The organism is Lysinibacillus sp. A1 (assembly GCF_000801965.1).
GTDB classification, from domain to species: domain Bacteria; phylum Bacillota; class Bacilli; order Bacillales_A; family Planococcaceae; genus Lysinibacillus; species Lysinibacillus fusiformis.
Genome location: NZ_JSZM01000012.1, coordinates 115,669 through 141,855, shown reverse-complemented (window position 1 = coordinate 141,855; position 26,187 = coordinate 115,669). Strand labels below are relative to the sequence as shown.

Annotated in this window: 29 protein-coding genes; 11 read left to right on the top strand and 18 right to left on the bottom strand. The window is 36.9% G+C overall.

Features of this window, described 5'->3' with window-relative positions; all coding sequences use genetic code 11:
• Positions 1 to 18: 18 nt before the first annotated feature.
• From PI85_RS10235 to PI85_RS25165, 5 genes are all read right to left on the bottom strand, one after another.
• The gene (locus PI85_RS10235) at positions 19 to 897 is read right to left on the bottom strand and encodes a carbohydrate ABC transporter permease (RefSeq protein ID WP_036123439.1); all 879 of its coding nucleotides are present in this window, start codon (positions 895 to 897) and stop codon (positions 19 to 21) included.
• 13 nt (positions 898 to 910) lie between these two features.
• Complete coding sequence (locus PI85_RS10230) at positions 911 to 1,903, bottom strand: sugar ABC transporter permease (RefSeq protein ID WP_036123437.1); 993 nt, start codon at positions 1,901 to 1,903, stop codon at positions 911 to 913.
• 18 nt (positions 1,904 to 1,921) lie between these two features.
• Positions 1,922 to 3,073, bottom strand: coding sequence for a Gfo/Idh/MocA family protein (locus PI85_RS10225; protein ID WP_036123436.1), 1,152 nt, complete (start codon positions 3,071 to 3,073; stop codon positions 1,922 to 1,924).
• A 784-nt stretch (positions 3,074 to 3,857) separates the two neighbouring features.
• Positions 3,858 to 4,673: a thermonuclease family protein gene (locus PI85_RS10220; RefSeq protein ID WP_036123435.1), complete on the bottom strand. Its 816-nt coding sequence runs from the start codon at positions 4,671 to 4,673 to the stop codon at positions 3,858 to 3,860.
• Positions 4,674 to 5,225: 552 nt separating this feature from the next.
• The gene (locus PI85_RS25165; RefSeq protein WP_225316268.1) at positions 5,226 to 6,974 is read right to left on the bottom strand and encodes an ABC transporter ATP-binding protein; all 1,749 of its coding nucleotides are present in this window, start codon (positions 6,972 to 6,974) and stop codon (positions 5,226 to 5,228) included.
• Between the two features lie 112 nt (positions 6,975 to 7,086).
• Here PI85_RS25165 and PI85_RS10210 point away from each other — a divergent pair, with 112 nt between their 5' ends.
• From PI85_RS10210 to PI85_RS10200, 3 genes are read left to right on the top strand one after another with little or no spacing between them, the layout of a single operon-like run.
• Positions 7,087 to 8,517: an ABC transporter permease gene (locus PI85_RS10210; RefSeq protein WP_036123433.1), complete on the top strand. Its 1,431-nt coding sequence runs from the start codon at positions 7,087 to 7,089 to the stop codon at positions 8,515 to 8,517.
• A 13-nt stretch (positions 8,518 to 8,530) separates the two neighbouring features.
• Entirely contained in the window at positions 8,531 to 10,027 is a 1,497-nt protein-coding gene (locus tag PI85_RS10205; RefSeq protein WP_036123432.1) for an ABC transporter permease, read from the top strand.
• 12 nt (positions 10,028 to 10,039) lie between these two features.
• Positions 10,040 to 11,851, top strand: a complete 1,812-nt coding sequence (locus tag PI85_RS10200) for an ABC transporter substrate-binding protein (protein WP_036123431.1) — start codon at positions 10,040 to 10,042, stop codon at positions 11,849 to 11,851.
• 118 nt (positions 11,852 to 11,969) lie between these two features.
• Here the strand turns inward: PI85_RS10200 and PI85_RS10195 are convergent, their stop codons facing one another.
• A complete protein-coding gene (locus tag PI85_RS10195) occupies positions 11,970 to 12,551 on the bottom strand; it encodes a phosphatidylglycerophosphatase A (protein WP_008174245.1) in 582 nt (193 codons plus the stop codon).
• A 112-nt stretch (positions 12,552 to 12,663) separates the two neighbouring features.
• On the opposite strand from PI85_RS10195, the gene PI85_RS10190 reads away from it, so the two are divergent.
• The 3 genes from PI85_RS10190 (at position 12,664) to PI85_RS10180 (ending at position 14,412) form a co-directional block, all read left to right on the top strand.
• A complete protein-coding gene (locus tag PI85_RS10190; protein ID WP_036123430.1) occupies positions 12,664 to 13,383 on the top strand; it encodes an esterase family protein in 720 nt (239 codons plus the stop codon).
• 81 nt (positions 13,384 to 13,464) lie between these two features.
• Complete coding sequence (locus PI85_RS10185; protein WP_008174247.1) at positions 13,465 to 13,980, top strand: YjcG family protein; 516 nt, start codon at positions 13,465 to 13,467, stop codon at positions 13,978 to 13,980.
• 3 nt (positions 13,981 to 13,983) lie between these two features.
• Positions 13,984 to 14,412, top strand: a complete 429-nt coding sequence (locus PI85_RS10180) for a GNAT family N-acetyltransferase (RefSeq protein WP_036123429.1) — start codon at positions 13,984 to 13,986, stop codon at positions 14,410 to 14,412.
• A gap of 119 nt (positions 14,413 to 14,531) precedes the next feature.
• Here PI85_RS10180 and PI85_RS10175 read toward each other — a convergent pair whose 3' ends face one another.
• The 6 genes from PI85_RS10175 to PI85_RS10150 form a co-directional block, all read right to left on the bottom strand.
• Positions 14,532 to 14,780: a stage VI sporulation protein F gene (locus PI85_RS10175; protein WP_008174251.1), complete on the bottom strand. Its 249-nt coding sequence runs from the start codon at positions 14,778 to 14,780 to the stop codon at positions 14,532 to 14,534.
• Between the two features lie 138 nt (positions 14,781 to 14,918).
• Positions 14,919 to 15,101, bottom strand: coding sequence for a YjcZ family sporulation protein (locus PI85_RS25160; RefSeq protein WP_012292972.1), 183 nt, complete (start codon positions 15,099 to 15,101; stop codon positions 14,919 to 14,921).
• Positions 15,102 to 15,166: 65 nt separating this feature from the next.
• Positions 15,167 to 15,526, bottom strand: a complete 360-nt coding sequence (gene spoVAE, locus PI85_RS10165) for a stage V sporulation protein AE (RefSeq protein ID WP_008174255.1) — start codon at positions 15,524 to 15,526, stop codon at positions 15,167 to 15,169.
• A gap of 16 nt (positions 15,527 to 15,542) precedes the next feature.
• Complete coding sequence (locus PI85_RS10160; RefSeq protein ID WP_008174258.1) at positions 15,543 to 16,538, bottom strand: stage V sporulation protein AD; 996 nt, start codon at positions 16,536 to 16,538, stop codon at positions 15,543 to 15,545.
• On the bottom strand, positions 16,532 to 16,987 hold the full coding sequence (gene spoVAC / locus PI85_RS10155; RefSeq protein WP_036123428.1) for a stage V sporulation protein AC: 456 nt from the start codon (positions 16,985 to 16,987) through the stop codon (positions 16,532 to 16,534). The genes PI85_RS10160 and spoVAC overlap by 7 nt, the downstream gene beginning before the upstream one ends.
• On the bottom strand, positions 16,988 to 17,389 hold the full coding sequence (locus PI85_RS10150) for a YhcN/YlaJ family sporulation lipoprotein (protein WP_225316259.1): 402 nt from the start codon (positions 17,387 to 17,389) through the stop codon (positions 16,988 to 16,990).
• 125 nt (positions 17,390 to 17,514) lie between these two features.
• Between PI85_RS10150 and PI85_RS10145 the strand changes: the two genes are divergently transcribed.
• Positions 17,515 to 18,039, top strand: a complete 525-nt coding sequence (locus tag PI85_RS10145; RefSeq protein WP_008174263.1) for a CotY/CotZ family spore coat protein — start codon at positions 17,515 to 17,517, stop codon at positions 18,037 to 18,039.
• A gap of 65 nt (positions 18,040 to 18,104) precedes the next feature.
• Here PI85_RS10145 and PI85_RS10140 read toward each other — a convergent pair whose 3' ends face one another.
• The 6 genes from PI85_RS10140 to PI85_RS10115 all read right to left on the bottom strand — a co-directional run bounded on the left by PI85_RS10140 (position 18,105) and on the right by PI85_RS10115 (position 23,038).
• The gene (locus PI85_RS10140) at positions 18,105 to 18,506 is read right to left on the bottom strand and encodes a hypothetical protein (protein ID WP_235318476.1); all 402 of its coding nucleotides are present in this window, start codon (positions 18,504 to 18,506) and stop codon (positions 18,105 to 18,107) included.
• A 53-nt stretch (positions 18,507 to 18,559) separates the two neighbouring features.
• Complete coding sequence (gene mgtE / locus PI85_RS10135; protein ID WP_025116815.1) at positions 18,560 to 19,936, bottom strand: magnesium transporter; 1,377 nt, start codon at positions 19,934 to 19,936, stop codon at positions 18,560 to 18,562.
• 292 nt (positions 19,937 to 20,228) lie between these two features.
• Positions 20,229 to 21,137, bottom strand: coding sequence for an RluA family pseudouridine synthase (locus tag PI85_RS10130; RefSeq protein WP_036127639.1), 909 nt, complete (start codon positions 21,135 to 21,137; stop codon positions 20,229 to 20,231).
• 1 nt (position 21,138) lies between these two features.
• On the bottom strand, positions 21,139 to 21,933 hold the full coding sequence (locus PI85_RS10125) for an NAD kinase (RefSeq protein ID WP_025116813.1): 795 nt from the start codon (positions 21,931 to 21,933) through the stop codon (positions 21,139 to 21,141).
• A complete protein-coding gene (locus tag PI85_RS10120; RefSeq protein ID WP_008181494.1) occupies positions 21,930 to 22,601 on the bottom strand; it encodes a GTP pyrophosphokinase family protein in 672 nt (223 codons plus the stop codon). Before PI85_RS10120 ends, PI85_RS10125 begins: the two co-directional genes overlap by 4 nt.
• Positions 22,602 to 22,654: 53 nt before the next feature.
• Entirely contained in the window at positions 22,655 to 23,038 is a 384-nt protein-coding gene (locus PI85_RS10115; RefSeq protein WP_036123426.1) for a hypothetical protein, read from the bottom strand.
• Between the two features lie 127 nt (positions 23,039 to 23,165).
• On the opposite strand from PI85_RS10115, the gene PI85_RS10110 reads away from it, so the two are divergent.
• The 4 genes from PI85_RS10110 to PI85_RS10095 all read left to right on the top strand — a co-directional run bounded on the left by PI85_RS10110 (position 23,166) and on the right by PI85_RS10095 (position 25,975).
• On the top strand, positions 23,166 to 23,753 hold the full coding sequence (locus tag PI85_RS10110; protein ID WP_036123425.1) for a CYTH domain-containing protein: 588 nt from the start codon (positions 23,166 to 23,168) through the stop codon (positions 23,751 to 23,753).
• 28 nt (positions 23,754 to 23,781) lie between these two features.
• Positions 23,782 to 24,549 carry a lytic transglycosylase domain-containing protein gene (locus tag PI85_RS10105; RefSeq protein ID WP_255350097.1) on the top strand — a complete coding sequence of 256 codons (768 nt, stop codon included), beginning with the start codon at positions 23,782 to 23,784 and terminating at the stop codon, positions 24,547 to 24,549.
• Positions 24,550 to 24,765: 216 nt separating this feature from the next.
• Positions 24,766 to 25,173 (top strand): hypothetical protein, encoded by a 408-nt coding sequence (locus PI85_RS10100; protein ID WP_008181502.1) that lies wholly within the window; start codon positions 24,766 to 24,768, stop codon positions 25,171 to 25,173.
• Positions 25,166 to 25,975 (top strand): DsbA family protein, encoded by an 810-nt coding sequence (locus tag PI85_RS10095; protein WP_008181503.1) that lies wholly within the window; start codon positions 25,166 to 25,168, stop codon positions 25,973 to 25,975. The genes PI85_RS10100 and PI85_RS10095 overlap by 8 nt, the downstream gene beginning before the upstream one ends.
• The last annotated feature ends 212 nt before the right edge of the window (positions 25,976 to 26,187 follow it).

Genomic DNA, 26,187 nt, shown 5'->3' with positions numbered 1-26,187 from the left:
TTAAATCGCTCCTATTCTTTAACCTTTTAATGAACCAATCATGACACCTTTTACAAAATATCTTTGTAAGAATGGATAAAGCATTAACATTGGTAGGTTAGCAACGATTAAAACTGCGTATTTTAACCCTTCAACGCTAAGTTTTTGAGCTAAAAAGCTTTCTGACGTCGCTTGAATCATATCGTCAGCTTGTCCTTGAATTAATATTTGCCTCAGGATAAGTTGTAGTGGAAACTTATCTTGGTCTTGCAAGTAGATCAATGCCTGGAAATAAGAGTTCCAATGCCCTACAGCGTAAAATAAAACCATGACTGCCATAACAGGTAATGATAGTGGTAGAACGATACTCCATAAAATACGGAAGTTCCCTGCACCATCAATCATGGCTGATTCCTCTAACTCATAAGGAATGGATTGGAAAAATGTCCGCATAATAATGATGTTCCATACAGCTACCGCATTCGGAATAATCATGACCCAAAATGTATTTATCATACCCAAATCACGGATTAATAGATATGTAGGAATTAGTCCCCCACTGAAAAACATGGTGAATACCATAAATGCCATAATAAAGCCCTTCCCTTTTAAGTTTCTACGTGAAAGAGGATAAGCTGCACAAATGGTCATCACGATATTTAGTAATGTTCCAAAGAATGTGTATTTCAAAGTGTTGATAAATCCATTAATAATATCTGGATTTTGGAATACTTTTTTGTAAGCCTCCACTGTAAATTCCTTTGGCCATAGCCATAGATCCCCTGAAATGACGTACTCGGGATTACTAAGAGAAGCACTTAAAACAAAAATAAGTGGATACAAAACAACAACTGCTACGATTGCTAAAAAAATATAATTGAAGATAGTAAATGCACGATCGCCCTTTGATTCTTTCATGTCAATCTCTCCTTTACCATAAACTTGTATCACTCACTTTTTTGGCTATTCGATTAACCATAATAAGGAGGATAAAATTAATGATAGAGTTGAAGAAGCCAACTGCTGCTGAAAAGCTATACTGTGCTTCTAAAATTCCGCTACGATAAACAAAAGTGGATATTACGTCTGATGCCGACATATTTAAGTCATTTTGCATTAAAAATACTTTTTCAAATCCAATAGCCATGACAGATCCAACATTTAAGATGAATAAAATGATAATTGTCGGCATAATCGCAGGAATATTAATATGAATAATCCTTTGAAATTTTGATGCCCCATCTATCATTGCCGCCTCATGCTGTGCAGGATCAACGGCAGCCAAAGCTGCAATATATATGATGGAACTCCATCCCATCGTTTGCCAAACATCAGACAGTACATAGATGGATTTAAACCAGGCAGGTTCTGAAATAAAATCAATGGGTGTACCCCCAAACAACCTAGTGATTTGGTTGATTATGCCATCTGATTTTAAGAATAGTAATAGCATCCCAACTACGACTACTGTTGATAAAAAATGTGGGGCATAAATGACTGTTTGTACAAATTTCTTAAAGCGAAGACTCTTCACTTCATTTAATAGCAATGCAATAATGATTGGTACTGGAAAAGATATAAGTAACGTAAATACGCCAATCCCAATTGTATTTTTGATTAAACGCCAAAAATAATAGCTATCAAAAAAACGTTCAAAATGCTTTAATCCTACCCATGGACTCCCCGTAATTCCCTTTGTAGCAATAAAATCTTTAAAGGCAATTTGCAACCCATATAGTGGGTAATAATGGAAAATCAAAAAGTAAAGTATAACAGGAGCTAGTAATAAATAAAGCTCCCAATTTTTCTTGATAGATTTTTTCCACTCTACCAGGTGATTTTTCTTTACCTTTGATTGCTTTTTGAAAAAACGGTTTGTTTTAGATGGTTTGTCCTCAACAGTTGTTTTATCTAAAAGCGTCATAACTACACCCCCTATTTATCAATGTTGCAGAATGGTAGATTCCTGCTTTATCTCAATAACCTTACCTCCGTTACGAATAGATTCTGTTGCTGCACAGCCCACTGCGACACTCATACGTCCTGCAAATGGCGTTGTCAAAGGTTTTTTATCGTAGAGGATGAGTTCTACAAAATCTTGGGCAATTTTTGGATCAGCTCCGCCATGGCTACCTTCCTCAGGCTTCATTTCATACACAACATCACTCAATTCCTCCCAAGAATTTGATTTCCGTGTTTTTAAATAAATTTTATTATTGATATCATCATTTTCGAGACGCCCTTTCGTACCGATAAATGTATAATTTCGCGAATAGTCAGGTGTAAAGTGACATTGTAAATAAGAAGCCTTTATGCCACCTTCCAACTCCATCATGACCATATTATTATCCTCTACATCAATTTCTTCACGGAACGCACATTCTGTAAATGTATGGGCAACATATTCTGGACAAGTTTTTTTCTGATCACAGGTTGGACATGTTAACGTATTAGGTTGATTTCCACCGTAATAATCTAAGCTTCCAAACGCAGATACTTTCTGTGTATATTTTCCTGAAATCCAATGAATAACATCTAAATCATGTGAACCTTTTTGAAGTAATAAGGAGGTTGTATTTTTTGAATTACCATGCCAATCGTGGTAATAGAAATAACCACCGAATCCAACAAAATGACGCACCCATATTGCCTTTAATTCTCCAATGGCCCCTGAATCTATAATGCCTTTCATCGTTTGATACATACTCATATAACGCATATTAAAGCCAACCATCAGATGTTTTCCTGATTTTTCCCAAGCATCTAATATTCGATCGCAGCCTTCCACCGTAATAGCTAATGGTTTTTCCGCATACACATGCTTACCCGCTTGTAAACAAGTAATAATATGCTCCTCATGTAAATAATCTGGCGATAAAACCGCAATTGCATCGATGTCATCTCTTGTTAATAGCTCTTTATAGTCCTTTGTTAAAAATAACGGTGTATCAAATTTTTCCTGAAATTTTTCTAAACGTTCCTGAGAAATATCGGCTAATGCTACTATTTCTGATTCCCCATTAGGTTTATGCCAGTATTGTGCCAAGCCCCCCCTTAAGCCAGCTCCAATCACACCTATTCGTATTTTCTTCATTTTAGTTCCCCCTCGTTTCATCCTTGTGCCTCTGTATTTCGTAAAGATTTGCAGCAAAACTTATATTATCCAAAACAACACAACTACACGTCAACACGTTGTAGGTACAAGTTAATATATAATGAATATTCAAAAAATTTAACTGGAATAAATATATAATTCCAATACTTAGTATGTCAATACCCTAGATTATGGTTGCTTGTATGCACCAACTGCTATCAACATGAGTTGACCCATCCTAAAATTTAGAACATATACCGCTTCTTCAAGAGCTCAATCTACCACTTTTTTTGTTTAAATTTTTTTCTGACATGTCATGTTCTTCGGCAGTACCCTAGCTATTTTAGATGCAATCACTCCTGTTTACCCTAAGCAAAAAAATATCTGAGTTCAGGAGTTGACCTGACTCAGATATTTTAGTAGGGGCATTATCTTTCAGCCACCTTAAAGCCTACATCTTCATCATCTTTAACTGAACGATAATGTTAATATAATTTTTAAGCTTAAAGAAATTAAGATGCTTTTATCAATTAATATATTTATTCTCGATACCTTCGAAACTGCTGATAAATTTGAAGGTGATATTAATTCCAAAGAAATTTAGGGCCGTTTTTTTCCTTTTGATAAACCCATTTCCGCAGACGAACCTAGACAAATAATATAAAACAAAGGAAGATGATTTCACTCAACCTAGAAAACATCTTCCTCTTTTCACTTATGTTTTCCCTGGTGCTCGTTCATACTTCTTAGCAACATGACGCTATAAGTATGTAAATGCCTAATTTTATTGCTTAGCTGGAATAAACCCAGCGGCTTTTGCTTCTTCTTCCGTACAGAACATCTCTTCTGCTATTGTATTCTCATAGTCCCGTTGCCCTGGCATATGATAAATTTTATTACCCTTGGAGTTAATATTTCCTTTGATTTCGCAACCGCCCTTGTTATTATTGGTATTCGATTTATCCTCAACTACGTTTGACTGATTTCCCTTTTTTATAGCAGCATAATATACATCTTTATCGTATCCACGATTTGTGACATAGTCTTCAACAGACCATATCCCAATAGCTGATTGTTGTGCAGTTTTTTGAATCGATTTAAACCAATCTACATGCTTCGTATTAGGATCATATATATAGGCCACACGTGCTAATCCATTTTTCAATAACTGCTCCTGAACACTGATACCTTCTTTCGTATAAATATAGGCAAGTAGTCTTTTATATTTATCACGATAAGAAACGTCAAATTCTAAATAGACTGTATCCTGACCAGCTAATAGTTGCTTAGTAAATTCTTTAGCTTCTGGTCCGTACGGTTGCTCTCCTAATGTTTCATGATTAGTTTCCGGGGTATCTACAAGTAAAAAGCGAACTTTTTCAGAGCTACCGTTATATTTTATCCTTATTGTGTCGCCGTCAATTACACTTTCCAGTTCATATTCTTCAAACTTACTTACATCGTGTTTCTCTGCGTTTCCTATCGTTGAAGATATTAGATCTCCCATATCCTCAGTCTTAATACTATTCGTACTAGTTTCTTCTGTGCATGCACTCAGAACCAATATAGAAATGAATAAAACAAAAATAATTTTCTTCAAATTTACACACTACTTTCTAATTTAAATCGCCTACAACTAAAAATCTCCGCAGTTAACTAATTATTTTTTCATAAATGGTTTCCTTCTCCCATTGCAAGATTGCTCCTGTAACGAATGAAAAGCCTTCAGTCATTGTAACAACTGAAGACTTTTATACATATATTTATTTAAATATTAAATATAAAACAACAGCCAAAATAATTGTTCCACTAGTTATTAGCGTTTTAATATCTGATTGTTTCACTTTTATCTCCCTCAGCTATTTATTTACACTAATCATAACATGTCATAGCCCTTTTTATATAGATTCAAAATTATTCTAAACAAAAAGATTATGTACAGTAACTACATAATCCCCTTGTAACAAATATATATTTTTCTATAATTCTTTGAATGTATTAAAAGACTTCTATTATATACAACTACATTTTATTTATGCAAAATAAATAATGTAGATATTCCATCCTATGCTTTAATATAGTTTAATTAAAGGTTGTTCATTTTTAGCGGACACCTGCCAATTGTCTCTATTGTACTATAATATAGCAGCCATCATGTTGAAACGGCAACCCAATGATTTGGAGACACTTCTACAAGCTGGCTATTTTCTACCTCGTAGTGAACTTTCACATCGTCTGTATTTTCCGCATCACTATATTTTTGCTTTTCAATCGCTGGATCGGGGATTGGTATTGACTGTAATAATGCACGTGTATAGGGATGCTGAGGATTAGCATATAGCTCCTCACTTTCAGCTAATTCTACAATTTTCCCCGCATACATAACTGCTACCCGATCACTAATATGCTTCACCATCGATAAATCATGTGCAATAAATAAATACGTCAATCCAAGCTTTTGTTGTAATTCCTTTAGTAAATCCACAATCTGTTTTTGAATGGATACATCTAAGGCTGACAAAGGTTCATCACAAACTATAAAATTAGGCTCAACCGCTAATGCTCTAGCAATCCCAATACGTTGTCGTTGACCTCCAGAGAATTCATGTGGATAACGCATAGCGTGTTCTTTCTTCAAACCAACAAGCTCAAGCAGTTCCTCTACCCGTCCTAGTCTTTCACTATGTGATTTCATTAGTCCATGAATATCAAGTGCTTCCCCAATAATATCTAAGATTTTTTTACGAGGATTTAACGATGAATAGGGATCTTGGAAAATTATTTGCATATGGCGACGCATCGCCTTTAACTGCTTTTTCGTTAGTCTTGTTACTGGAATGCCTTGGTATAAAACTTCTCCATTAGTAGGCTGATGAAGCTGTAGAATTGTTCGACCAGTGGTAGATTTACCTGATCCTGATTCACCTACTAAGCCTAAAGTTTCTCCTGGGAGTATATGGAATGATAAATCATTGACAGCTCTTAATGTTTGGCCTTTTCCTAATGAAAATTCCTTTGACAGATGTGTGACTTCGATCAAAGGTTTATTTGGATCAATACCTGGTTGTATATTAGAAATTTCTTTTGGCTGCTTTTTTTCATGTAGCTTTGGTAGCGCATTCAATAATTTTTGGGTGTATGGATGCTGCGCATTCGCAAAAATCTCTTCCGTCGTACCCTGTTCAACAATTTCTCCTTCTTTCATGACAATGAGACGATCACACATACCAGCTACGACACCTAAATCATGTGTAATTAAAATAATAGATGTCCCCATTTTCTTTTGCATATCTCGCATCAATTTTAAAATTTGGGCTTGAATAGTTACATCCAATGCTGTCGTTGGCTCATCCGCAATTAGTAGTGACGGATTACATGCAAGTGCTATAGCGATCATTACACGTTGTCGCATACCACCTGAAAATTCATGTGGATATTGTCGATAACGCTCTTCTGCATCCCGAATGCCAACAAGTTTTAATAATTCAATGGTTTGCGTATAGGCTTCCGTCTTTGACATGGATTGATGCTTAATTAAACTTTCAGCCACTTGATCTCCTATTCGTATGGTAGGGTTTGTAGATGTCATAGGATCCTGAAAAATCATGCTAATATCTTTTCCACGAATTGTTTCCATTTGTTTTTCCGCTAATTCCGTTAACTCCTGACCTTTGAATTTAATAGTGCCAGATTTTAAAAATGAAGGCGGAGATGGTAATAAGCGCATAATGGAGCGTGCCGTTACACTTTTCCCGCTCCCAGACTCACCTACAATTCCGAGTGTTTCACCTTTATTTAGATGGAAGCTTACATCTTTTACAGCTTCAAACTCTGTCTCCCCGGTAAGAAAGGAAACACGAAGATTATTGACTTCTAAAAGCTTTTCGCTCATTCGAATCATCCTTTTTAAAATTTGTGATTGACTTAATTTCATGTATAATCCATACTTTACAATACTGATAGGAATTATACAATATAGTGTTGAATATTTTATTAACGCTTGGAGGAAATGCATGGTTACTTCAAAAAATTATTTAAAACCTAAGGAATTTACGTTCTTTTCTATGGTTTATCAAAAACTAATGCACCAGAAGCCTTACAATATACTACTTTTCCTTTTAAGTATTTTGGTTCATCCATTTACATACTTTATCTATCGGAAAAAGAAACATTCAAATACTTATGACCAGGCTTTTGAATTGCGTAGTCAGTATTACTTGAAGGATGGGTTATTTGCTCAATGGCAGCAATCTTTTGAACAGCAAGAAATAGCAAAAGCTTCATTTTTTCAAGAAGCTGTATCCTCATCGCAAATACAGCAAACTGCTAATGAATTAGCCAAGAAAAGGCTTCAACAGCAAGTAGATCACGATTTACAACATGAAGGTATACAACCATTAACTTATGATCAATTTTTTAGTCAGCAACTGAAAAACAAATATTTTGTAGCTCTTACCTTTCTACCAGCTGTTTTATTTTATGTAGTGCTAATCTTATTTGCGAACCCATTTTTGCAATTTATCATTGAAAGAATTTTACAAAGCTTCATTGTCATTGTTGGTGTGGCAACGTTAGTGTTTACAATTTTGTATCTATCACCTTTCGATCCGGCGAGAAACTTACTCGGTGTTGAGGCGACAGCAGAACAAATAGCCAACTTTAATCGCATTCATGGTTTGGATCAACCTTATTTATCTCAATTATGGCATTCACTATCTGGCCTATTCACTTTTGACTTAGGCACATCCTTTGCAGGTAAAGAAGATATTACGCACAGCATTACAAATAAATTTCCTGTCACACTTGAAATAGCAGTATTATCACTGTTAATGGCTATTGCTATCGCCATTCCAGTCGGTATTATTTCAGCGGTTCGTCCTAATTCGTATTTGGATTATACATTTATGTTTATTGCTTTAATTGGTTTATCCATTCCAAGCTTTTGGCAAGGTTTAATTTTTATTTTAACGTTCGCGTTAAAGCTACAATGGTTTCCAGCGACCTATAACCCCCAAAATTGGTTATCCCTTATCATGCCAGTTATCGTCTTGGGGACATCCATTACGGCATCCATAGCTAGGATGACAAGGTCGAGTATGCTTGAGGTGATCCATGAGGATTACATTATTACAGCTAAAGCAAAAGGCTTGAATGAATTTAAAGTAATTTCAAAGCATGCCATTCGTAATGCCATGATTCCGATTATTACGGTGATTGGACTTCTTTTTGGAGGTATGTTGGGAGGCGCATCAGTTACAGAAAAGGTATTCAATATTAGTGGGATTGGTAGCTATATTGTTGATAAACAATTTATTCCTGATATTCCCGCAATCCTTGGAGGCGTTGTTTATATCGCTATTACGATCTCCATTGTCAATCTATTGATTGATATCATGTATGCCTTTTTTGATCCACGCATTCGCTCGAAAATGAAGAAGTCTTAAAGGAGGATCACCTGTGAAAAACATCTTACATGTCAAACTACTTTTGAAGATTACACAGGAATATGTCAACTCTCATTTTACTTTTGTCTTTTCCTTACTGTTTTCTTTATTATTTCTAGCCTATAGCTATAATTTTTCAACTCATAGCTGGCGACCAATTGTTCTACTATTCTTTGTTATTTATGCCATTACTGCGATCTATGTGGCTTTTGTAAATTTACGAATAAAAAGAGATTTAGCAAAGTTTGGGGAGATTCAAAGAGGGACTCGTATTTTCGGCTATCCTCTATTATTAACCGTTCTTTCTGGCAATATTTTTTCTACATCATTTGCATTTATGCTTGTGTCTACTAGAAAGACTGCCGAATATACATTTGCTGCCTATGCCTTTATTACGCAATTATTCATCATTGGTATTGCAGCATTGAATTTATTTAAGCCTTATGTAACAGATACCTTTTTACTGGCGATGGGTGTTTTCTTCATACTTGCGCTTTTTTATATCGTGATGACCATTTTATGCATTAAGTTTGTCACACAAACGGCGGCTCCAAGATGGATGATTATCCCAGGTATTTTATTACTATTGGCTACTTTCACTGGTAATCTATTTGCTACATTACTAGGTTATAGCCTTATTCAAAAGGCTCGAAAGGCAAACCCTTCTTCTATTGAAAAGTGGCAAAAAATATGGGAAAAGATTTTACGAAATGCGATGGCAGTATTCGGGTTATTTTTCATTATTTTTATGTTTTCATTGTCCGTCACTAGTACTTGGACTTTTGACTATGACTTTGCTACAGAAAATAACTACGGTGCCCTGCTACAAACACCATCATTAGAATATCCTCTAGGCACAGACAATTACGGGCGAGATTTATTTTCCCGTATTGTATTTGGGGCACGTATTTCATTAATCGTCGGATTTTTCTCAACGATTATTCCTGCGTTAGTCGGAGGCACGTTAGGGGCATTTTCCGGCTATTACGGAAAAACAACTGACAATGTCATCATGCGAAGCCTTGATATTTTATATGCTATTCCGGGCATTCTTTTAGCCATTGCTATTATTGCTGCATTTGGTGCTAATACGATCAATCTCATTATTGCACTTAGTGTTGGGGCAATCCCAACCTATGCACGTACAATGCGGGCAAATGTCATGCAGCTAGCAAATTTTGAATTTGTGGAATCTGCCCGAGCTTTGGGGGCATCTGATGCGGCCATTATTTTCAAGCATATTGTTCCTAATTCATTAGCACCTATGATTGTTAAAGCAACACTTACGATTGGTGGAGCTGTTATTTCAACAAGTAGTTTAAGTTTTTTAGGGCTTGGTATTGAGCCACACATTCCCGAATGGGGCAATATTTTAAAGGTTGGTAGTACGTACCTGGAAACTCATTCTTATGTTGCGATTTTCCCAGGTCTTTGTATTATGCTTCTTGTCCTCTCCTTTAACTTCTTAGGAGACGGTTTACGAGATGCTTTAGATCCAAAAACAAATTAACTGGAGGTACCTATGAAGAAATTACTTGTATTTTTATTCGTCGCAGTATTAGCTTTAGCTGGCTGTGTACAGACGAAAACTGACGTAGAAGGAAGTAAAGATTCAAAAGATAGTGACAAGAGCAATGGCAAAGTAGCCATTGAAGTATTAGGCATGGCAGCTTCTGAAGAAGATATGAATATTGTTCGAGACCAATTAGTAAAAAACGGCTTTGATGTAAAGCTTAATATTCAACCAGATTACGGTTCATTCTCTGCCCAAAAAGAAGCAGGTAACTATGATCTTGCCCTTTCAAGCTGGACGACAGTAACAGGTAACCCGGACTATGCTGTTCGTGGATTATTTAAAACTGGTGGAGATTACAGTGTTGTTGCAGATTCAAAATTAGATGCCCTAATCGATGAGGCAAGTACATTAACTGGTGAAGAAGCAGCGGCTAAATATAAAGATTTAGAGCAATTACTAGTATTCGATCAAGCTTATATTGCACCTTTATATATTTCCAATAAGTATCAAGGGATCTACTCGGAGTTAGTAAATCCTAAAACTGTACATTTACCAAAATCACGTGCGCAAGTATGGGAAAAAATCGAATTTAATGATTCTGCTAAAAATGCAACTGAACCATTAATTTTACATCAAACAATTAATTCTCTTACTTCGCTAGATCCGATTAAAGGAAATGATGGTTCCATTAACACATTAAATACAAATATGTATGTTCGTCTTGTTAATTTAACAAACACGGATGACGTTGTTTCAGATGGATCATTATCTTATAACCATGTAATGGCAGAAGGCAATCAAGACTATTACTTTATTTTACGCGATGATATTCATTTCGCCGCAGTGAAGGATGGCGCAGCTGTTGATACAGGTGATTTAGTATCTGCCGAAGATGTGGTCTTCTCATTAAACCGTGCTAAAGATGCTAATTCAGTACCAGATCACCGTACTTATAGTATCCATGAAAATATTGAAACAGTAGAGATTGTTTCAGATTTAGCAGAATTACAAAATAAAAAAGTATCTGGTTCTGATCAATCAGTTCTCGAAGCATTATCACAAAACCTCCCTGCCTCTGTATCGCAATTAGCAAAGGACAAAGGGGCTGTTAACAATGCTTCTGGTTCATACCAAGTTGTTAAAATTACAACACCAACACCATTCCCTCAAGTGTTAAACTATTTAGCACACCAATCTGGTGGTATTGTATCTGAAAAACAAGTAACAAGTATAAATACGTATGATGTAGCTAACTATGACCCTGACAAAGATATTGCCTATGGTGATCAAGCTACAATTACTGAAGGATCAGCAACTTTCAACAATCAACTTTACGCAAGTGGTCCTTATATTTTAGTAAAGAAAAATGATTATGAAGCACAATTTGTGAAAAATCCTGCCTACCGTGCTGGTAGTGAATATGAACCAAAAATTTCGAAAATCAATGTTCGTTTCATATCTGATGTTGACAGTGCTTTATCAGCATTACGTAATGGAGAAATTCACGTTCTTCAAACAGTGCCAGAAACAAAACTGGATATTGTGAAATCTGACGATAAATTAACTTTAAATACTGCCGATAGCAATGCTGTTTCTTACTTACAAATGAATACCTCTGGTCGCGCAGTTTCAGATTCAGCTGACTTACGTAAAGCGATTTTGTACTCCATCAACCAAGACGAGTTCATTAGCTATTACCAAGGCAATAAGAAACCTGCTGTATCAACTGTATCTCCTTTAGTTGACACTGGGTTAAAACTTGAAGCCGATAGCGAAAAAGTAAAAGAATTTTTAAAAGCCTATAACGATAAAAAGTAATTAAGGGATTTTTTTAAAGAATAAAATGACAAAAGCCATTGAGAATAAAAATTCTCGATGGCTTTTGTCTATCCTCCCCCATATTTGAGAAAGTTCATTTTTATAGAAGAAACTCATTTTATATTTCATTATGTGATTTTGGCTTTGGTCCTAGCTCTTCTGGCTCGATATCCGCAAATGTCTCGCCCTCTTCCTCTAAATCACGCATACGATGAGCAATTCGTGATGCTGCCGAGGCAGCTATACTGCCAACTAAATCATCTAAAAACGTATTAACGTGATGCCCAGGCTCAGTATCTAATTTTTTAATAATGCCAATTTTTTGCTTGTCTAAATGACCAAATGTGGTTACTGCAATGCTGCCATATGTAAAAACAGATCCTAGTGCGATTGTTTCGTCCACACCGAATAAACCTTCATCAGATTCTATAATTTGCTGTAATGGTGATGATAATAATTTTTTCTCAGCTAGCTCATCTAATTCAATTCCTACTAAAAGCGCATGTTGCACTTCTCGTTTACGCAGTACACGCTCAACCGAATGAACACAATGATCCAGTGTTAAACCTTCATTATAGGTTTTTTGCATTTCGTAAACAATTTTTGCGATATCCTCGATCGCCACACCTCTACGAATTAACGCGGCATGTGCTGCCTTCGCTACTTCATCAGAGTGCACACGAATACTTTTATTATGCATAGCTACCCCTCATTTCGATTTTATTGCTAGTATAGTGCTAGCCCAACCTATTATACCTTTACTTTCGTAATATGGTACAATTTTGTTACAAACATAAGAAGGAGTGTCATCATTGGATAAGGGAACAGTACAGGATTTAACATTCTATAGTGAGGCATTACAGGAAGAATTACAGCTCTATATTTATGTTCCTGCAAATTATTCTCCACTATATAAATACAATATTCTAATCGCATCAGATGGTAAGGATTATTTCCAGCTTGGTGGTATTACAAAGCTAGCTGATGAACTGATTGATGACTATGAAATAGAAAATTTAATTATTGCTTTTGTTCCATACAAAGATATTAACGATCGACGTCATAAATATATTCCTAGTGGTGAGCAGCATGAAGCTTATCTCCGCTTTTTAGCACATGAGCTAGTACCTTATTTAGATAACGAGTTTTCCACGTATCAAATGGGTATGAGTCGTGGAGTGATTGGAGATTCGATGGCTGCTACAGCTTCCTTAATGGCCGCATTAAAGTATCCAAGTATTTTTGGCAAGGTCATTCTTCAATCACCATACGTGGATGAAGACGTTTTGAAGGCAGTCGAAAATTTCAAAGATCCAGCAGCCATTTCTATATACCATATAGTTGGTAAGGGTGAAGACCAAGTAGTGACTATGGATAAATCTGTGAAGGATTTTTTAACACCTAATCGTCAGCTCCATGATCTTATGATCCATAAAGGGTTCTCTATATTTTATGACGAGTTTGATGGCAATCATACATGGAAATATTGGAAACCAGACCTTCGACGTGCATTAATTGAAAATTTTAATTAATGTGAGTGATTAAATTACGAAAATTGGATTTTCTGATATACTTAAATAGAAAAATTGTTTATTTACGGGAGGTAATGGACTATGAAGTACGGTATTGTGGCATTTCCATCAAAAAAATTGCAAGATTTAGCGAACACTTATCGCAAACGATATGATCCTCATTTTGCGAAGATTACACCGCATATGACGTTAAAAGACAGCTTTGATGCGTCTGAAGAAGAAATTCAAACCATCGTTAAGCAATTGGATGAACTTGCTGCTAAATATGCGCCTTTAAACATTCATGCATCACGCATCAGTTCGTTTTTCCCTACAACCAATGCCATTTATTTCCGCATTGAACCAACTGAACAATTAGCTGCTTTCCAACATGAAATCCAAGAAAATATTTCTTATGGGGAAACGAAACATGTATTTGTACCTCATATTACAATCGCTCAAAAAATGTCGGATTCTGAGCATGACGACATCTTTGGTCAATTACGTATGACTGGTGTAGATGAAAAAGATACAATTGATCGAATTCATCTTCTATATCAATTAGAAGACGGTTCATGGACAACATACGAAACATTCCGTTTGTCTGGAGCTGAGTGATGATTGTATAACGTTAAGATTGTTGAAACACAGCAAGAACATGATGATGCGTTTACTGTACGAAAAAAAGTATTTGTTAAAGAGCAAGGCGTTCCACTCCATTTGGAATGTGATGCTGAAGATGCAACTGCAACGCATTTTATTATGTATAAGGACGATGAGCCTGTAGGAGCAGCGCGTTTACGTAGTATTGAAAACAATACAGCAAAAATTGAACGTGTTTGTATTTTACAATCTCAGCGTGGTAAAAAACTAGGGGCTATACTAATGAAGGAAATGGAGAAATACGCCATTTCTATCCCTAAAGAAACATTGAAGCTTCACGCGCAAAGCCATGCGATTCCTTTTTACGAAAAGCTTGGCTATGCGGTAACTTCTCCAGAATTTCTGGATGCTGGTATTCCGCATCGAGCAATGGAGAAAAAAATTTAATGAAAGGGTGTTACGATATTGTTCAATGTCGTAACACCCTTTTTTAAACCAAAATCCGCTTGCCACCATTTATCTACTCTATCGTAACAAGCTGCTTTGCCAAGTAGATATGCCATGCGCTACTTCATCATTCTAGTGATTTTATCGAAATCTAGTGATGCTCCATCTTGAATAATAGATTGTACTAATTTATCTTCTAACTCTTGTGTAATCGTTCTGTTAGATATCTTAGCAACACGTCGTACGATTTTTCTTACTTGTTTTTCACTTGTAAAATCCGCATGTTGAATGGCATTGGCTAATGCGAAGATTTCATCCATCGAAACACCTGTTTTTTGCTCAATTGAATTAAATAACGAGCGATGCATGTTTTCCCTCCTATCATTAAAACTCAATTTGACCTTGCGACTTGCCCGAAGCATTCACAAATGGTGGAGGCCTTAACTTTATTTAGGTATGTGAACCCTCTAAATAAGAGTTAAAGCCTTTACAATATGTTCATCAAATTAGATGTAAGTAGCGCCAACAATAATTAAAAGAATAAATAGAACAACAATTAGAACAAATGTTGAACCATAGCCAGAGTTGTTGCCTCCACAATAACTATAGTTATTGCCTCCGCAATAGCTATTGTTCCACCCACCAACATTATTTCCATACGGTTGTGAGGACCAGCCTTGATATCCCATAAAAGCACCCCTCCCTTCTACAACCTATAATATGTTTGGGTTGTAGAAATGGGAGGGGTATTCGTCTAGTCGATATTTCCTTTAGGCTTAAAAATTAATGCACCAATAAAGGCAAAAACAATAGCAGCACTGATACCTGAGCTTGTTACTTTAAACATTCCTGTTAAGACGCCAACCAGTCCATGCTTTTCTGCCTCAGCCATTGCCCCATGTGTTAGAGAATTACCAAAAGAGGTAATAGGTACGGTAGCTCCTGCGCCAGCAAAATTAATTAATGGCTCATATAATCCCATTCCATCCAATATAGCACCGAGGACAACGAGTGTACTTAATGTATGGGCCGGTGTTAAATTACCGACATCCATTAATAATTGGCCGATGACGCAAATAATGCCTCCAACAATAAATGCAAATACAAATGTCATTACCATAATTTATGCCTCATTTCATTGTAATTTCGATGGCATGTGCCGTACATGGAATCGTCTCACCTTGTTGAAACGATAATGGAGACAATAATGCACCAGTTGCCACTAGTAATACACGCTTATAGCTACCCGCTCGCATCTGCTGAAGAACGTAACTAAAAAAAACAGCTGCTGAACAGCCAGCACCACTTGCCCCTGATTGAAAGGATTCATCTTGCCCATAAAACTCAGCACCTGCATCGCGTAAAAGAGTTAGTTCCTCATTTTTCACACCATTTTCAACAAGCATTCCCTTCAAAAGCTTTAACCCAAGCTGACCTAAATCGCCTGTTAAAATTAAATCGTAATGATAAATTTTTTGATTTCGTTGTTGTAAATGAGATTGAATCGTTTGAAAGGCTGCAGGTGCCATTGCAGCACCCATATGAAAAGGATCATCCATGCCGTAATCCACAGACTTTCCAATTGTGGCAGCTTCGATGGAAGGATACTCTTCACGATGTTTACCGATTAGCGCATAGCCAGCTGCCGTTACAGTCCATTGAGCAGTTTGTGGCTTTTGTGCACCGTAATTGATGGGATAACGAAATTGACGTTCTATCGCATTATGCTGACTTGACGCACCAGCTAATGAATAATTAGCAGCACCTAATTCTGTTAAAAGACAGGCAATAATGACGGAAGAAACAGAGGTGGCACACGCAGAAAATAGTCCAATAAACGGGATTTCTAAATCTCTTGCTGCAAAATTGGTCGGTGTCATTTGATTGACCAAATCTCCACCCATTAAATAGTCAATATCTCCACCTTGTACGTTCATTTTCTTCATGGCTGCATCACAGGCTTCTTCAATCATTTTACGATGCCCCTGTTCATTGGTCTTCATTTGCCAACGTTCATCATCATACACAGCATCAAAATACTGACTAAAAATACTTCGGTTCTCTAATGGGCCCGCTACAACTCCACCTGCTAAAAGGGATGGTTTCGATTGAAAAACGATTACCATGAAACCACTCCTATCATCACGAAGATATATTTAATAAGTGCTACGAAAAACGCTGCTACTACACCAAATAAAACCACTGACCCTGCTAGCTTAAATAAATTACCGCCAACTCCTAATACTAAGCCCTCTGATCTATGCTCGATGGCTGCGGAAATAACGGCATTACCAAATCCCGTTACTGGCACTGATGAGCCTGCCCCAGCAAATTGACCAATTCTTTTATATAGACCAAGCCCTGTTAGCAACATGGCGAAGAACACCATTGTAGCTACGGTTGGATTACCGGCTGTTGCTTCTGTAAAATTGAAGAATATAATATAAAAAAGGGACACAGCTTGGCCAATTGTACAAATAAGACCGCCGACAAAAAACGCCTTGGCTATATTCTTTATATATGGAGGCTTTGGTGTCACATTTTGCTCCAACTGCTGATATTGCTCTTTTTCCATTTATGTCTTCTCCTTTGCAAGCTCTTTAAGTTCTTTAATTTTATCGCTCAATTTATTATCTTCAATCTGATCCTTTTTTATTTTATTGGCTTCATAAAAAATTTTATAATCGGCTGAGACAAAAACATCTTTATTTGGATATTTCTCATCAAACTTTTTCTGCAATTTTTTCTCTAACTTAGTCTTTTTCCACTTTTCCCATGGTTTAATTTGTACTGCAACAAGCATACTATCGTCATAATGGATAACGGTTGAACGTTCCACATAGTCCTCTTCTTTTATAAGGGCTTCGACTTCACTTCCATTTTGGGATGGACCGTAGACGATAAATTTTTCTTTTTCAGCACAACCATTTAACAGCAAAACGACTAAGAGAGGTAACGTCATTCCAAGTAGCCTCAAGTTTTACCCTCCTTTTCTTTAAAGTTTCTCCACACATAAAAAAACTATTCATAGATACAATAGCCCGAGTCCAAATTTGAAAAGCACATATTGTAGAAGTAGTAACGAGGAAAGGAGGTGACAATATGGGTTGTGGTAAGCCAACAAATCCTATTGGACCAATCCATTCAGCAGGCTGCGTTTGTGACGTAGTGCGCGCTATTTTAGATATTCAAAATCAAGCGGTGCGAGATGAGTGTTCTCCATGTACAGCTAACTGTTTCTTAGAACCACTAGGCGGGATTGTTAGTCCTGCTCGCTCTCAAGCAGATACACGTGTATTTATGTTAATTACAAAAGATGGTACTCCTTTCAAAGCATTCTTTAATTCCCCAACTGCAGATCCTTGTATTTGTACATCCGTATTCTTCCGCGTTGAAGATATGTTTGATGAGTGTTGTGCGACTTTACGTGTTTTAGAACCTCTATGTACATTCGATTCTAGCGAAAGTACAGTAGATTTATTAAGTCGTGACGGCTGTTGCGTAAATATGAAGAAGATCTGTAAAGTGGATGATTGGAACTCAACAGATAGCTGTATTACTGTAGACTTATCTTGCTTCTGCGCTGTACAATGTATCGCTGATGTTGACTTAGGGATTTGTGACTAATTTCTTTCACCTTTGACACACACACATAAAAAAAAGTGTACAGCATCCTCTGCTGTACACTTTTTTTATAATGATGGTAATTGTCTTCCTCGCCAAAGGACTTGTTTTATATCTTCAAAATAAATGATTTCCTGTGTTTTTAATTCTAGTGAGGTAAGCATTAGAGAATCATTTTGTACATCTGAAGCAGAACCAGTTAATTTTCTACCATCTTTTAAACAAACTAAAAGCGGCTGATAGGCTCGCTGACGAAATGGCTTTTCTAAAAATTGAAGTTGTTTTAATAAATGCGGATCCACTTCCACATCTTTTACAACTTCTTCTTCTTCTTCAACCGTTTCATCTACATAAGTATTGTCCTTGACGTATACAGATGTACTTTCATCTAAATCAAGTTCATGCAACACCTTAGAAATATTTAAAAAATAAGATGGTGATTTTATAAACAAGCGTGGTTCTTGACCCACAATACTCACTTCCCCTTTTTCCATACAATATGCGAAAGTAAGTAAATTGGTTCTTAGCCTATTTGACTTAAGAAAACTGTTGCTAAACCTAAATAAATTAAAATACTTGTAATGTCATTTAAAGTTGTAATAAACGGGCCAGAGGCAACAGCAGGGTCAATTTTTAAACGGTGCATTAACAAAGGTATAAATGAACCAGCTAATGTCGCAACTAAAATCGAGCCACAAAGTGCAGCACCTACTAACATCCCAAGTACTAGCTCTTGTTTCCAAAAATAAACGATACCAATGACAATTAAGCCGCAAACAATTCCTGACATTAAGCCCGTGCCCGCTTCTCGTAGCAGTAATTTTAATTTACTATGTTCTTCTACATCACCTGTAGCAATACCTCGAATAGCTACGGCCAAAGCTTGTGTTCCACTATTCCCCGATGTTCCTGAAATCAATGGAATAAAGACTGCCAATAAGGCAACCTTATCTAAAGTATCCTCAAATTGACCCATTAAATTGGCTGTTAGCATACCTAAAAACAGTAGTACCACCAACCACGGCAAACGTTTTCTAGCTGCTTGGAGTGGTGTGACATCAAATTTATCCATATCGGAAATACCGGCTAGCTTAGAGTAATCCTCAGATGCCTCTTCATCAATAACGTCGATAATATCATCGACGGTAATAATCCCAAGTAATTCACCTTTATCATCAATAACAGGTGTCGCTAAGAAATTATAATCTTTCATTATGTGTGCGACTTCCTCTTGGTCATCTCCTACATGTACCATAACAACTCGTTCATTCATAATTGAACGAATAAGTGTATCCTCTTCAGCAATAATTAAATCTCTTAATGAAATAACACCCGTCAAACGGTGCTCTTCATCTACTACGAAAATATAATAAATGGTCTCAGCATCTGGTGCCTCTTTACGTAAAATCGCCATTGCTGAACGCACTGTAGAGTTTTCTGGAATAGCGACATATTCAGTTGTCATAATGGACCCAGCTGTATATTCATCATAGCTTAGTAGCTCATTAATTTCTTCAGCCGTTTCCTCATCCATCATTTCCAGATAGCTTTCACGTTGCTCCATATCCAGCTCATTTAAAACATCGGCTGCATCATCTGCATACATATGAGAAAGCATTTCTGCCCCATAGGATGGATCCATTTCAGCTAGATACGCTTTATACTCATCATCTTCAATATCGATTGCCTCAAAAATATCAGCCATTTCTGTCGGAGACAAGAACGAATAGATGATCTTCCTTATATCAGGTTCCACCTTTTCGTAAAACGTTGCCTGATCATATGGATGAAGTTCTAAAAACTCATCACGGAATGCGTCAATATTATGTGCTTCGAGCATACCTCGTAAATGTGCTTCGTCAAATTGCACATCATCCTTTTCATTTCTATCCTCTATCATGCTTGTCCCCTCCTTCCGAGCTATCCATCATTGTTACGGGCAATGCCGTAAATCTACCTTCTATATAATAGAGCGAATTATACCCTTCTGCAAACCCTTTTTTGTTTATTTCCACGAGGATTTACATGACCTTCTATATAATGGTATTCCTGCCTAAAAAAATCGTGACGTTTTCTATTTTACTATACCCTATATTTGTACTTGTCAAATGAACAAGGTGTAAAGAACCCTTTATTTACTATCAAAAATGATAAGGAGATGCCCGTTGTGCGAACATCTCCTTATCACAATATTAAGCGGAAGATCCTTTAAGCAAATTTTGCATATCTTCATTAAGCATACTAGTGAACTGCAAATGTTCACTTGTTAAGGGATGTGTCATATTTAAGGACACACAATGTAGTGCCTGACGGTCCATATGAAGTCGACTACCTCCATAAAGTTCATCACCCACAAGTGGGTGACCTAAAGACGACATATGTACACGAATTTGATGTGTACGTCCTGTATGCAATTTAAGGCCTATATGTGTCATCGGTTCAGCCCCTATATAAAAACGTTGGATGACGGTTACATCCGTATGAGCATATTGCCCATCCTCACGTACTTCTCGCTCAATAATGCTCGTTTCTTTACGCCCAATAGGTGCCACGATTGATTGGTTATCCTGGTCAACATGTCCGTGGACAATTGCCTCATATTGCCTTGAAATCTCCCCATTACGCTGAGCCAAGCCTGTTAAATGATGAATATGTGCATGCTTAGCAATACAGAGTAAACCTGAAGTATCTCGGTCAAGTCTCGTTACAATATGTGCAGTGGACGGTAATCCTTGCTGCTCAAAGTAGCCACAAACTAGATTGGCAATACTATTGGTTGGGTGTTCACGTGAGGGAATCGTACTTTGGTGAGCCGGTTTATTTAACACCAAGATTGTATCATCTTCATATACAATAGCCAAATCACCATGCTCGATTATGAGCCCCTCACTCTTTTCCTCAGGAGGAAATGTCACTTCCACACAATCATCAACTTGAAGGGCATGTCTCACATTACGTTCGATGCCATTCACCGTTAATAACCCTCCATCGAACTTTATAGCTGTTAATGCTCGTTTAGATATACGCCATTCTTGTAGAGCTTCTCGTAATAATTGGCCTTCTTTCTTAGCCATAAAGCGCAATGTAAATCTTGAATCCATCTTACTCATTTGCAACGAAAGATTCATGCACACGCTCCCAAAATGGGAATGGACGGAAACGTGCGAAACGTACTCTTTCATTAGCCACGTTAAATACAATTGCCTTTACATCACCCTGTGTAATTTGTAAATGGTCCACAGTCATATTAAAATTTTGCTCATTTACTGGACGTAAAACACAATGATGGTGGGCGGGTAAAATTAATGGAGAACCAACTGTCCTGAATACACGATTATTAATCGATGCAATTTCTGTAATTTGAAGTGCTGCTAAAGTTGGATGGATGATTGCTCCTCCAAGTGCTTTATTGTAGGCTGTACTTCCAGAAGGAGTTGACACACAAAGACCATCTCCTCTGAAACGTTCGAATTGATTGCCATTTAACTCAACGTCCATTACAAGTGTGACATCTGGCGACTTAACTGTTGCCTCGTTTAAAGCTAGATACGTATTTGACTCTGCATTATGATGCTCCACCTTCACTTCTAACAGCGGATATTCCACCACATTAAAATCCTTTTTAGCAATGGACAAAACTAACTTTTCTAATTCTGAAGGCTTCCAGTCTGCATAAAAACCTAGGTGTCCTGTATGGATGCCGACAAATGCCACTTGATCTAATAAATGAGAATATCGATGAAAGGCATGTAAAAGCGTCCCATCTCCACCTATAGAGACAACAATTTCTGGTGCTTCCTCATCATACGTTAAGCCAAAATCCTGTAAGTAGGTTTTAGCTAGCTCCATTAGCTCATTGGATTGTGCATCTCGACGTGATTGAATCGCAAATTTCATTGTGAGTCACGCTCCTTCTCCGATAGTAAATTAGGATTCGATGCTTCCTTGTATTCGCTGAAATACGCCTGTGCTTCTTGAATTTCACTACGAATAGATGACATTTCCTCATCTAAGCGAAATGCTGCCTCAGCCGCACTTTGCAAGCGATTTTTTATTTCCTCTGGGAACATGCCCTTATATTTATAATTTAAAGAGTGCTCAATAGATGCCCAAAAATTCATAGCGAGTGTTCGTATTTGGATTTCGGCTAACACTACCTTTTTCCCCTGGATCGTTTCAACAGGATATTCAACAATCATATGGTAGGAGCGATAACCACTTGGTTTATTATGTGTAATATAATCGCGTTCTTCCACTACACGCATATCTTTTCGTTGACGAATAAGCTCCGTTACTGTAGCAATATCATCAACAAATTGACACATAATTCGAAGACCGGCAATATCACCGAGTTCATCACCAAGTTGTTTAGATGGCTCAAAAGCTAACCCTTTTTCCAATGTTTTATCATATATACTTGCTAAGGGCTTTACACGACCTGTTACAAATTCGATAGGTGAATTGGCATTAACAATACCGAATTGCGAACGCATGCCCTTTAATTTTACTTTTAGTTCATCTACTGCTTGTTTATAAGGACTTAAAAATATTTCCCATTGTCCCATCACAAAAACCTCCCGACATTCGGTATCGAACACCGTCTGTTCGTTTTGTCTTTCTATTCAGCGAGAATTGCCTTGAAGTGTTGTTCCACTGTTTGGACAAATTCTGCCCCGTAATTGTAATTTCCTTCAATATTATACACGAGCATTTCCAATTCATCGTAGAAATTTGTAAGCTCGATTGCTTCTTCACTTATTCGTAGTATTGGATCTTTCTTTTTTTGTAAAATATGTACAAGATTTTCCCAACTACTCGGTGGAAAACGCAAGTAATGATAGTCTTCGCCTGCATCCAGTAGATAAATAAATGCAAAATCATCTGAGTCTGCAATAAGTTGTCCAGCAGGTTTTAACTGTAAATTTACTTCATTGTCGTTTAAACTAAAATGAAGTTGATCTTGTTCAAAATTCGATGTTTCTATTGTATAAATTTTACGCACGTGCGGTTCCCCTTTTCGTTGTACTCTTCCTCTTATTTTAGCACAGAGGGTAAATAGTTGCAGTGTGTAAATGTTAAATCAAGCGAAACAGCGAATGAAAAATAAAAAAATAAATAGGTGAATATAAATGACACAAGAAATTGAAATCGAGTTTAAAAATCTCCTAACTAAACATCAATACGAGCAACTATTACAAGATTTCCACATTCGTAATAATGCTATTCATCGTCAAACAAATCATTATTTCGACACACCTACTCATGCGATTCGCAAGCTACAAAGTGGACTGCGCATTAGGCAAATCGGTGAATATTATGAATGTACACTTAAAGAAAAAAATGCTGAGCATGCTCACCTTGAAACTACGGACCAATTAACAGCACATCAAGCCCAGAAAATGTTAGAGGGCGAAGGCTTCTTTGCTCAAGAGGTTGCCAAAAAACTTGCCCTTCATGGGATTCCATTAGACCAATTACGGGTGTTTGGCTCACTTACTACAGATCGTGTCGAAATTCCGTATAAAGAGGGACTTCTTGTTTTTGACCATTCTTACTATTTGCAGTGCGACGATTATGAGGTAGAATATGAAGCAAAAGATGCCATAAAAGGAAAAGCAATCTTCGACGAATTTTTACAACAATATGGTATTCCTAAGCAGGAAACTGATAAGAAAATCGCCCGCTTTATGAAGGCTTTACAGCAGCAAAATTCATAATAGTATAAAAAGAAAGGTGACTAACTTCTTGGATATTCAATCACTAAGATCTTTAATGGAGATTCAAGCATTACAAACACTTGGATCGACAGATGGTTCATCCACAAACGCTTTGACAGACAATCAATCTATTTTCTCTGACATGATGAATGAATTATTAGGGGACGCTTCAACTGCCAGCAATGCCAAGCTTTCTAGCTTACTAGGTTTAGGCACAGCAAGCGCTGATATCTTCAATCAGTTAGCTAATACTTCAGAAGGCACGCTTGAATCATTGTTATACAAAGGTTCTAATGCTGTGTACGTTCCTGAATCCGTTAAGCAGGCATTAGCAAGCTCTTATGGGCAGACAAAACTCGATTCCTATGTTTCAGATAATGTTATTGGCTCAACTGCCTATGCAAACTCTTTGGCAGGAGCAGATCAATATGCTGCTATTATAGAAAAGGCCTCAGCAACCTATGGTGTACCTGAGAAGCTTATTGCAGCCGTTATAAAACAAGAATCTAATTTTAATCCATCTGTAGTTAGTCATGCAGGAGCGCAGGGCTTGATGCAATTAATGCCTCAAACAGCACAGTATCTAGGAGTTACCAATGCTTTTGATCCAGAGCAAAATATTATGGCTGGGGCAAAATATTTGCGCCAAATGCTAGATAAGTTTAATAATGATCCTACACTAGCATTAGCAGCCTATAATGCTGGCGCTTCTCGTGTCACAAAATATGGAGGCATCCCTCCTTTCAAAGAAACACAGAATTATGTCAAAAAAGTAATGAATTACTTCACAGTGTAATCGCATTTTTCTTACTATCTATCTATTTTCCAACAAATTTCACCCTCTGTGGTGAAATTTGTGCTTTTATAGCGAACAACAATTCGAAAGAGCTCTTTATTTGTGAAAACGAAAAGACGTTGATAGAATGAAGGTAGTCACAAGAAATTCACATTTTAATGACGGAGTATATAAATGGTACTTTACGATATAAAGAATTAAAGGAGCATATAACTTATGAGTCGAAAATACACTGTTCCTTATGAGGAGCTGGGGGCTGAAAAACTGGCAGAGCTTATTCATGCATTCTATAAAAGAGTTGCTCAGCATCCTGATCTTATTCCAATCTTTCCAGAGGATTTAACAGAGACAGCCCGTAAGCAAATTCAATTTCAAACACAGTATTTAGGTGGACCAAATCTCTTTACTGAAGAACATGGACATCCAATGATGCGTGCACGTCATATGAATTTTCCGATTACACCAGATCGCGCACAAGCTTGGCTGGAATGTATGTCAGAAGCTATGGATGAAGTAGGTTTGGAAGGGAAGTTCCGTGAAACTTATTATCAACGTTTAGTATTAACAGCTCATCACATGGTTAATACGCCTAATGACGATGAGGGGGAATTGTTACGTGAATAATATTCAAATGCTACAAGAACCAACGCCAACGATTTCTACTGCCAATAAGCCTATTGAATTGTATATTTTCGTAGATCCACTTTGTCCTGAAGCTTTTAGTATGCAGGCTGTGCTTCGTAAATTACAGCTTGAATACAACCATTACTTCACTTGGCGCTTTGTTCTAAGCACTGAGCTTACCTCTTTAAACTGCTTAAGCAAGCGTGTAAAGGGTTGTATATCAGGCATAGAGCTAGATATTAATCACCCTGTATTACCTTCTATCGCTATTAAAGCGGCCGAATTACAGGGCAAACGCGCAGGTGCACGATATTTATCGAAATTACAAGAATATGTATTACTAAGCCATCAAGATGTAAACTCCTATGCTACTCTTTTAAAGATCGCAGAGGATATTCAACTAGATATGAATGAATTTACCGTTGACTTCGGCTCAAAGGAAGCAGCACGAGCTTTCCAATGTGATTTATACATTAAACGTGAAATGGAAGTTGACGAAGTCCCAAGTATTGTATTTTTCAATGAATGTATAGAAGATGAGGGACTAAAGGTTAGTGGTAGCTATGCCTATGAAGTTTATGAACATATTTTAGAAGAAATGCTCAATGAACAGCTTGTACGTCAACCTTTACCATCAATTGAGGACTTATTTTCAAAATTCCATACACTTTCTACAAATGAAATAGCATTTATCTATTCATTAACAGAACAAGCAGCCGAACGTGAACTAAAGAAACGTATGCTGCAACAAAAGATTGAACGAATCCAGACAACTCACGCTACATTATGGCGTCTTAAATAATACACGTTAAGGACTTAGCTAATAATCATTAGTTGAGTCCTTATTTTATTACATAAAAACAAAGAAACGCCTCTATCCTCGACCGATAGAGACGCTTCTTTTTCACAAAGGGGATGGGAGAAATGTTCACGTTCAAACAAAGGGGTGTATGTTTGTTTTGTGATTTATTTCACAAGAATTACTCTATCATGGAATAATATATTTAGCAATGA

Excerpts from the sequence above, each read along its gene's own strand:
- PI85_RS10175 (WP_008174251.1), bottom strand. The coding sequence starts at position 14,780 with ATGCATCGCTCGTTATTTAATTCAATTGAGCAAAAAACAGGTGTTTCG.
- PI85_RS10160 (WP_008174258.1), bottom strand. The coding sequence starts at position 16,538 with ATGGTAATCGTTTTTCAATCGAAACCATCCCTTTTAGCAGGTGGAGTT.
- PI85_RS10120 (WP_008181494.1), bottom strand. The coding sequence starts at position 22,601 with ATGGGACAATGGGAAATATTTTTAAGTCCTTATAAACAAGCAGTAGAT.
- PI85_RS10130 (WP_036127639.1), bottom strand. The coding sequence starts at position 21,137 with ATGGATTCAAGATTTACATTGCGCTTTATGGCTAAGAAAGAAGGCCAA.
- PI85_RS25165 (WP_225316268.1), bottom strand. The coding sequence starts at position 6,974 with ATGATTCGAATGAGCGAAAAGCTTTTAGAAGTCAATAATCTTCGTGTT.
- PI85_RS10235 (WP_036123439.1), bottom strand. The coding sequence starts at position 897 with ATGAAAGAATCAAAGGGCGATCGTGCATTTACTATCTTCAATTATATT.
- PI85_RS10110 (WP_036123425.1), top strand. The coding sequence starts at position 23,166 with ATGACACAAGAAATTGAAATCGAGTTTAAAAATCTCCTAACTAAACAT.
- PI85_RS10210 (WP_036123433.1), top strand. The coding sequence starts at position 7,087 with ATGGTTACTTCAAAAAATTATTTAAAACCTAAGGAATTTACGTTCTTT.
- PI85_RS10125 (WP_025116813.1), bottom strand. The coding sequence starts at position 21,933 with ATGAAATTTGCGATTCAATCACGTCGAGATGCACAATCCAATGAGCTA.
- mgtE (WP_025116815.1), bottom strand. The coding sequence starts at position 19,936 with ATGATAGAGGATAGAAATGAAAAGGATGATGTGCAATTTGACGAAGCA.
- PI85_RS10145 (WP_008174263.1), top strand. The coding sequence starts at position 17,515 with ATGGGTTGTGGTAAGCCAACAAATCCTATTGGACCAATCCATTCAGCA.
- PI85_RS10230 (WP_036123437.1), bottom strand. The coding sequence starts at position 1,903 with ATGACGCTTTTAGATAAAACAACTGTTGAGGACAAACCATCTAAAACA.
- PI85_RS10195 (WP_008174245.1), bottom strand. The coding sequence starts at position 12,551 with ATGCATAATAAAAGTATTCGTGTGCACTCTGATGAAGTAGCGAAGGCA.
- PI85_RS10200 (WP_036123431.1), top strand. The coding sequence starts at position 10,040 with ATGAAGAAATTACTTGTATTTTTATTCGTCGCAGTATTAGCTTTAGCT.
- PI85_RS10225 (WP_036123436.1), bottom strand. The coding sequence starts at position 3,073 with ATGAAGAAAATACGAATAGGTGTGATTGGAGCTGGCTTAAGGGGGGGC.
- PI85_RS25160 (WP_012292972.1), bottom strand. The coding sequence starts at position 15,101 with ATGGGATATCAAGGCTGGTCCTCACAACCGTATGGAAATAATGTTGGT.
- PI85_RS10100 (WP_008181502.1), top strand. The coding sequence starts at position 24,766 with ATGAGTCGAAAATACACTGTTCCTTATGAGGAGCTGGGGGCTGAAAAA.
- PI85_RS10185 (WP_008174247.1), top strand. The coding sequence starts at position 13,465 with ATGAAGTACGGTATTGTGGCATTTCCATCAAAAAAATTGCAAGATTTA.
- spoVAC (WP_036123428.1), bottom strand. The coding sequence starts at position 16,987 with ATGGAAAAAGAGCAATATCAGCAGTTGGAGCAAAATGTGACACCAAAG.
- spoVAE (WP_008174255.1), bottom strand. The coding sequence starts at position 15,526 with ATGACATTTGTATTTGCATTTATTGTTGGAGGCATTATTTGCGTCATC.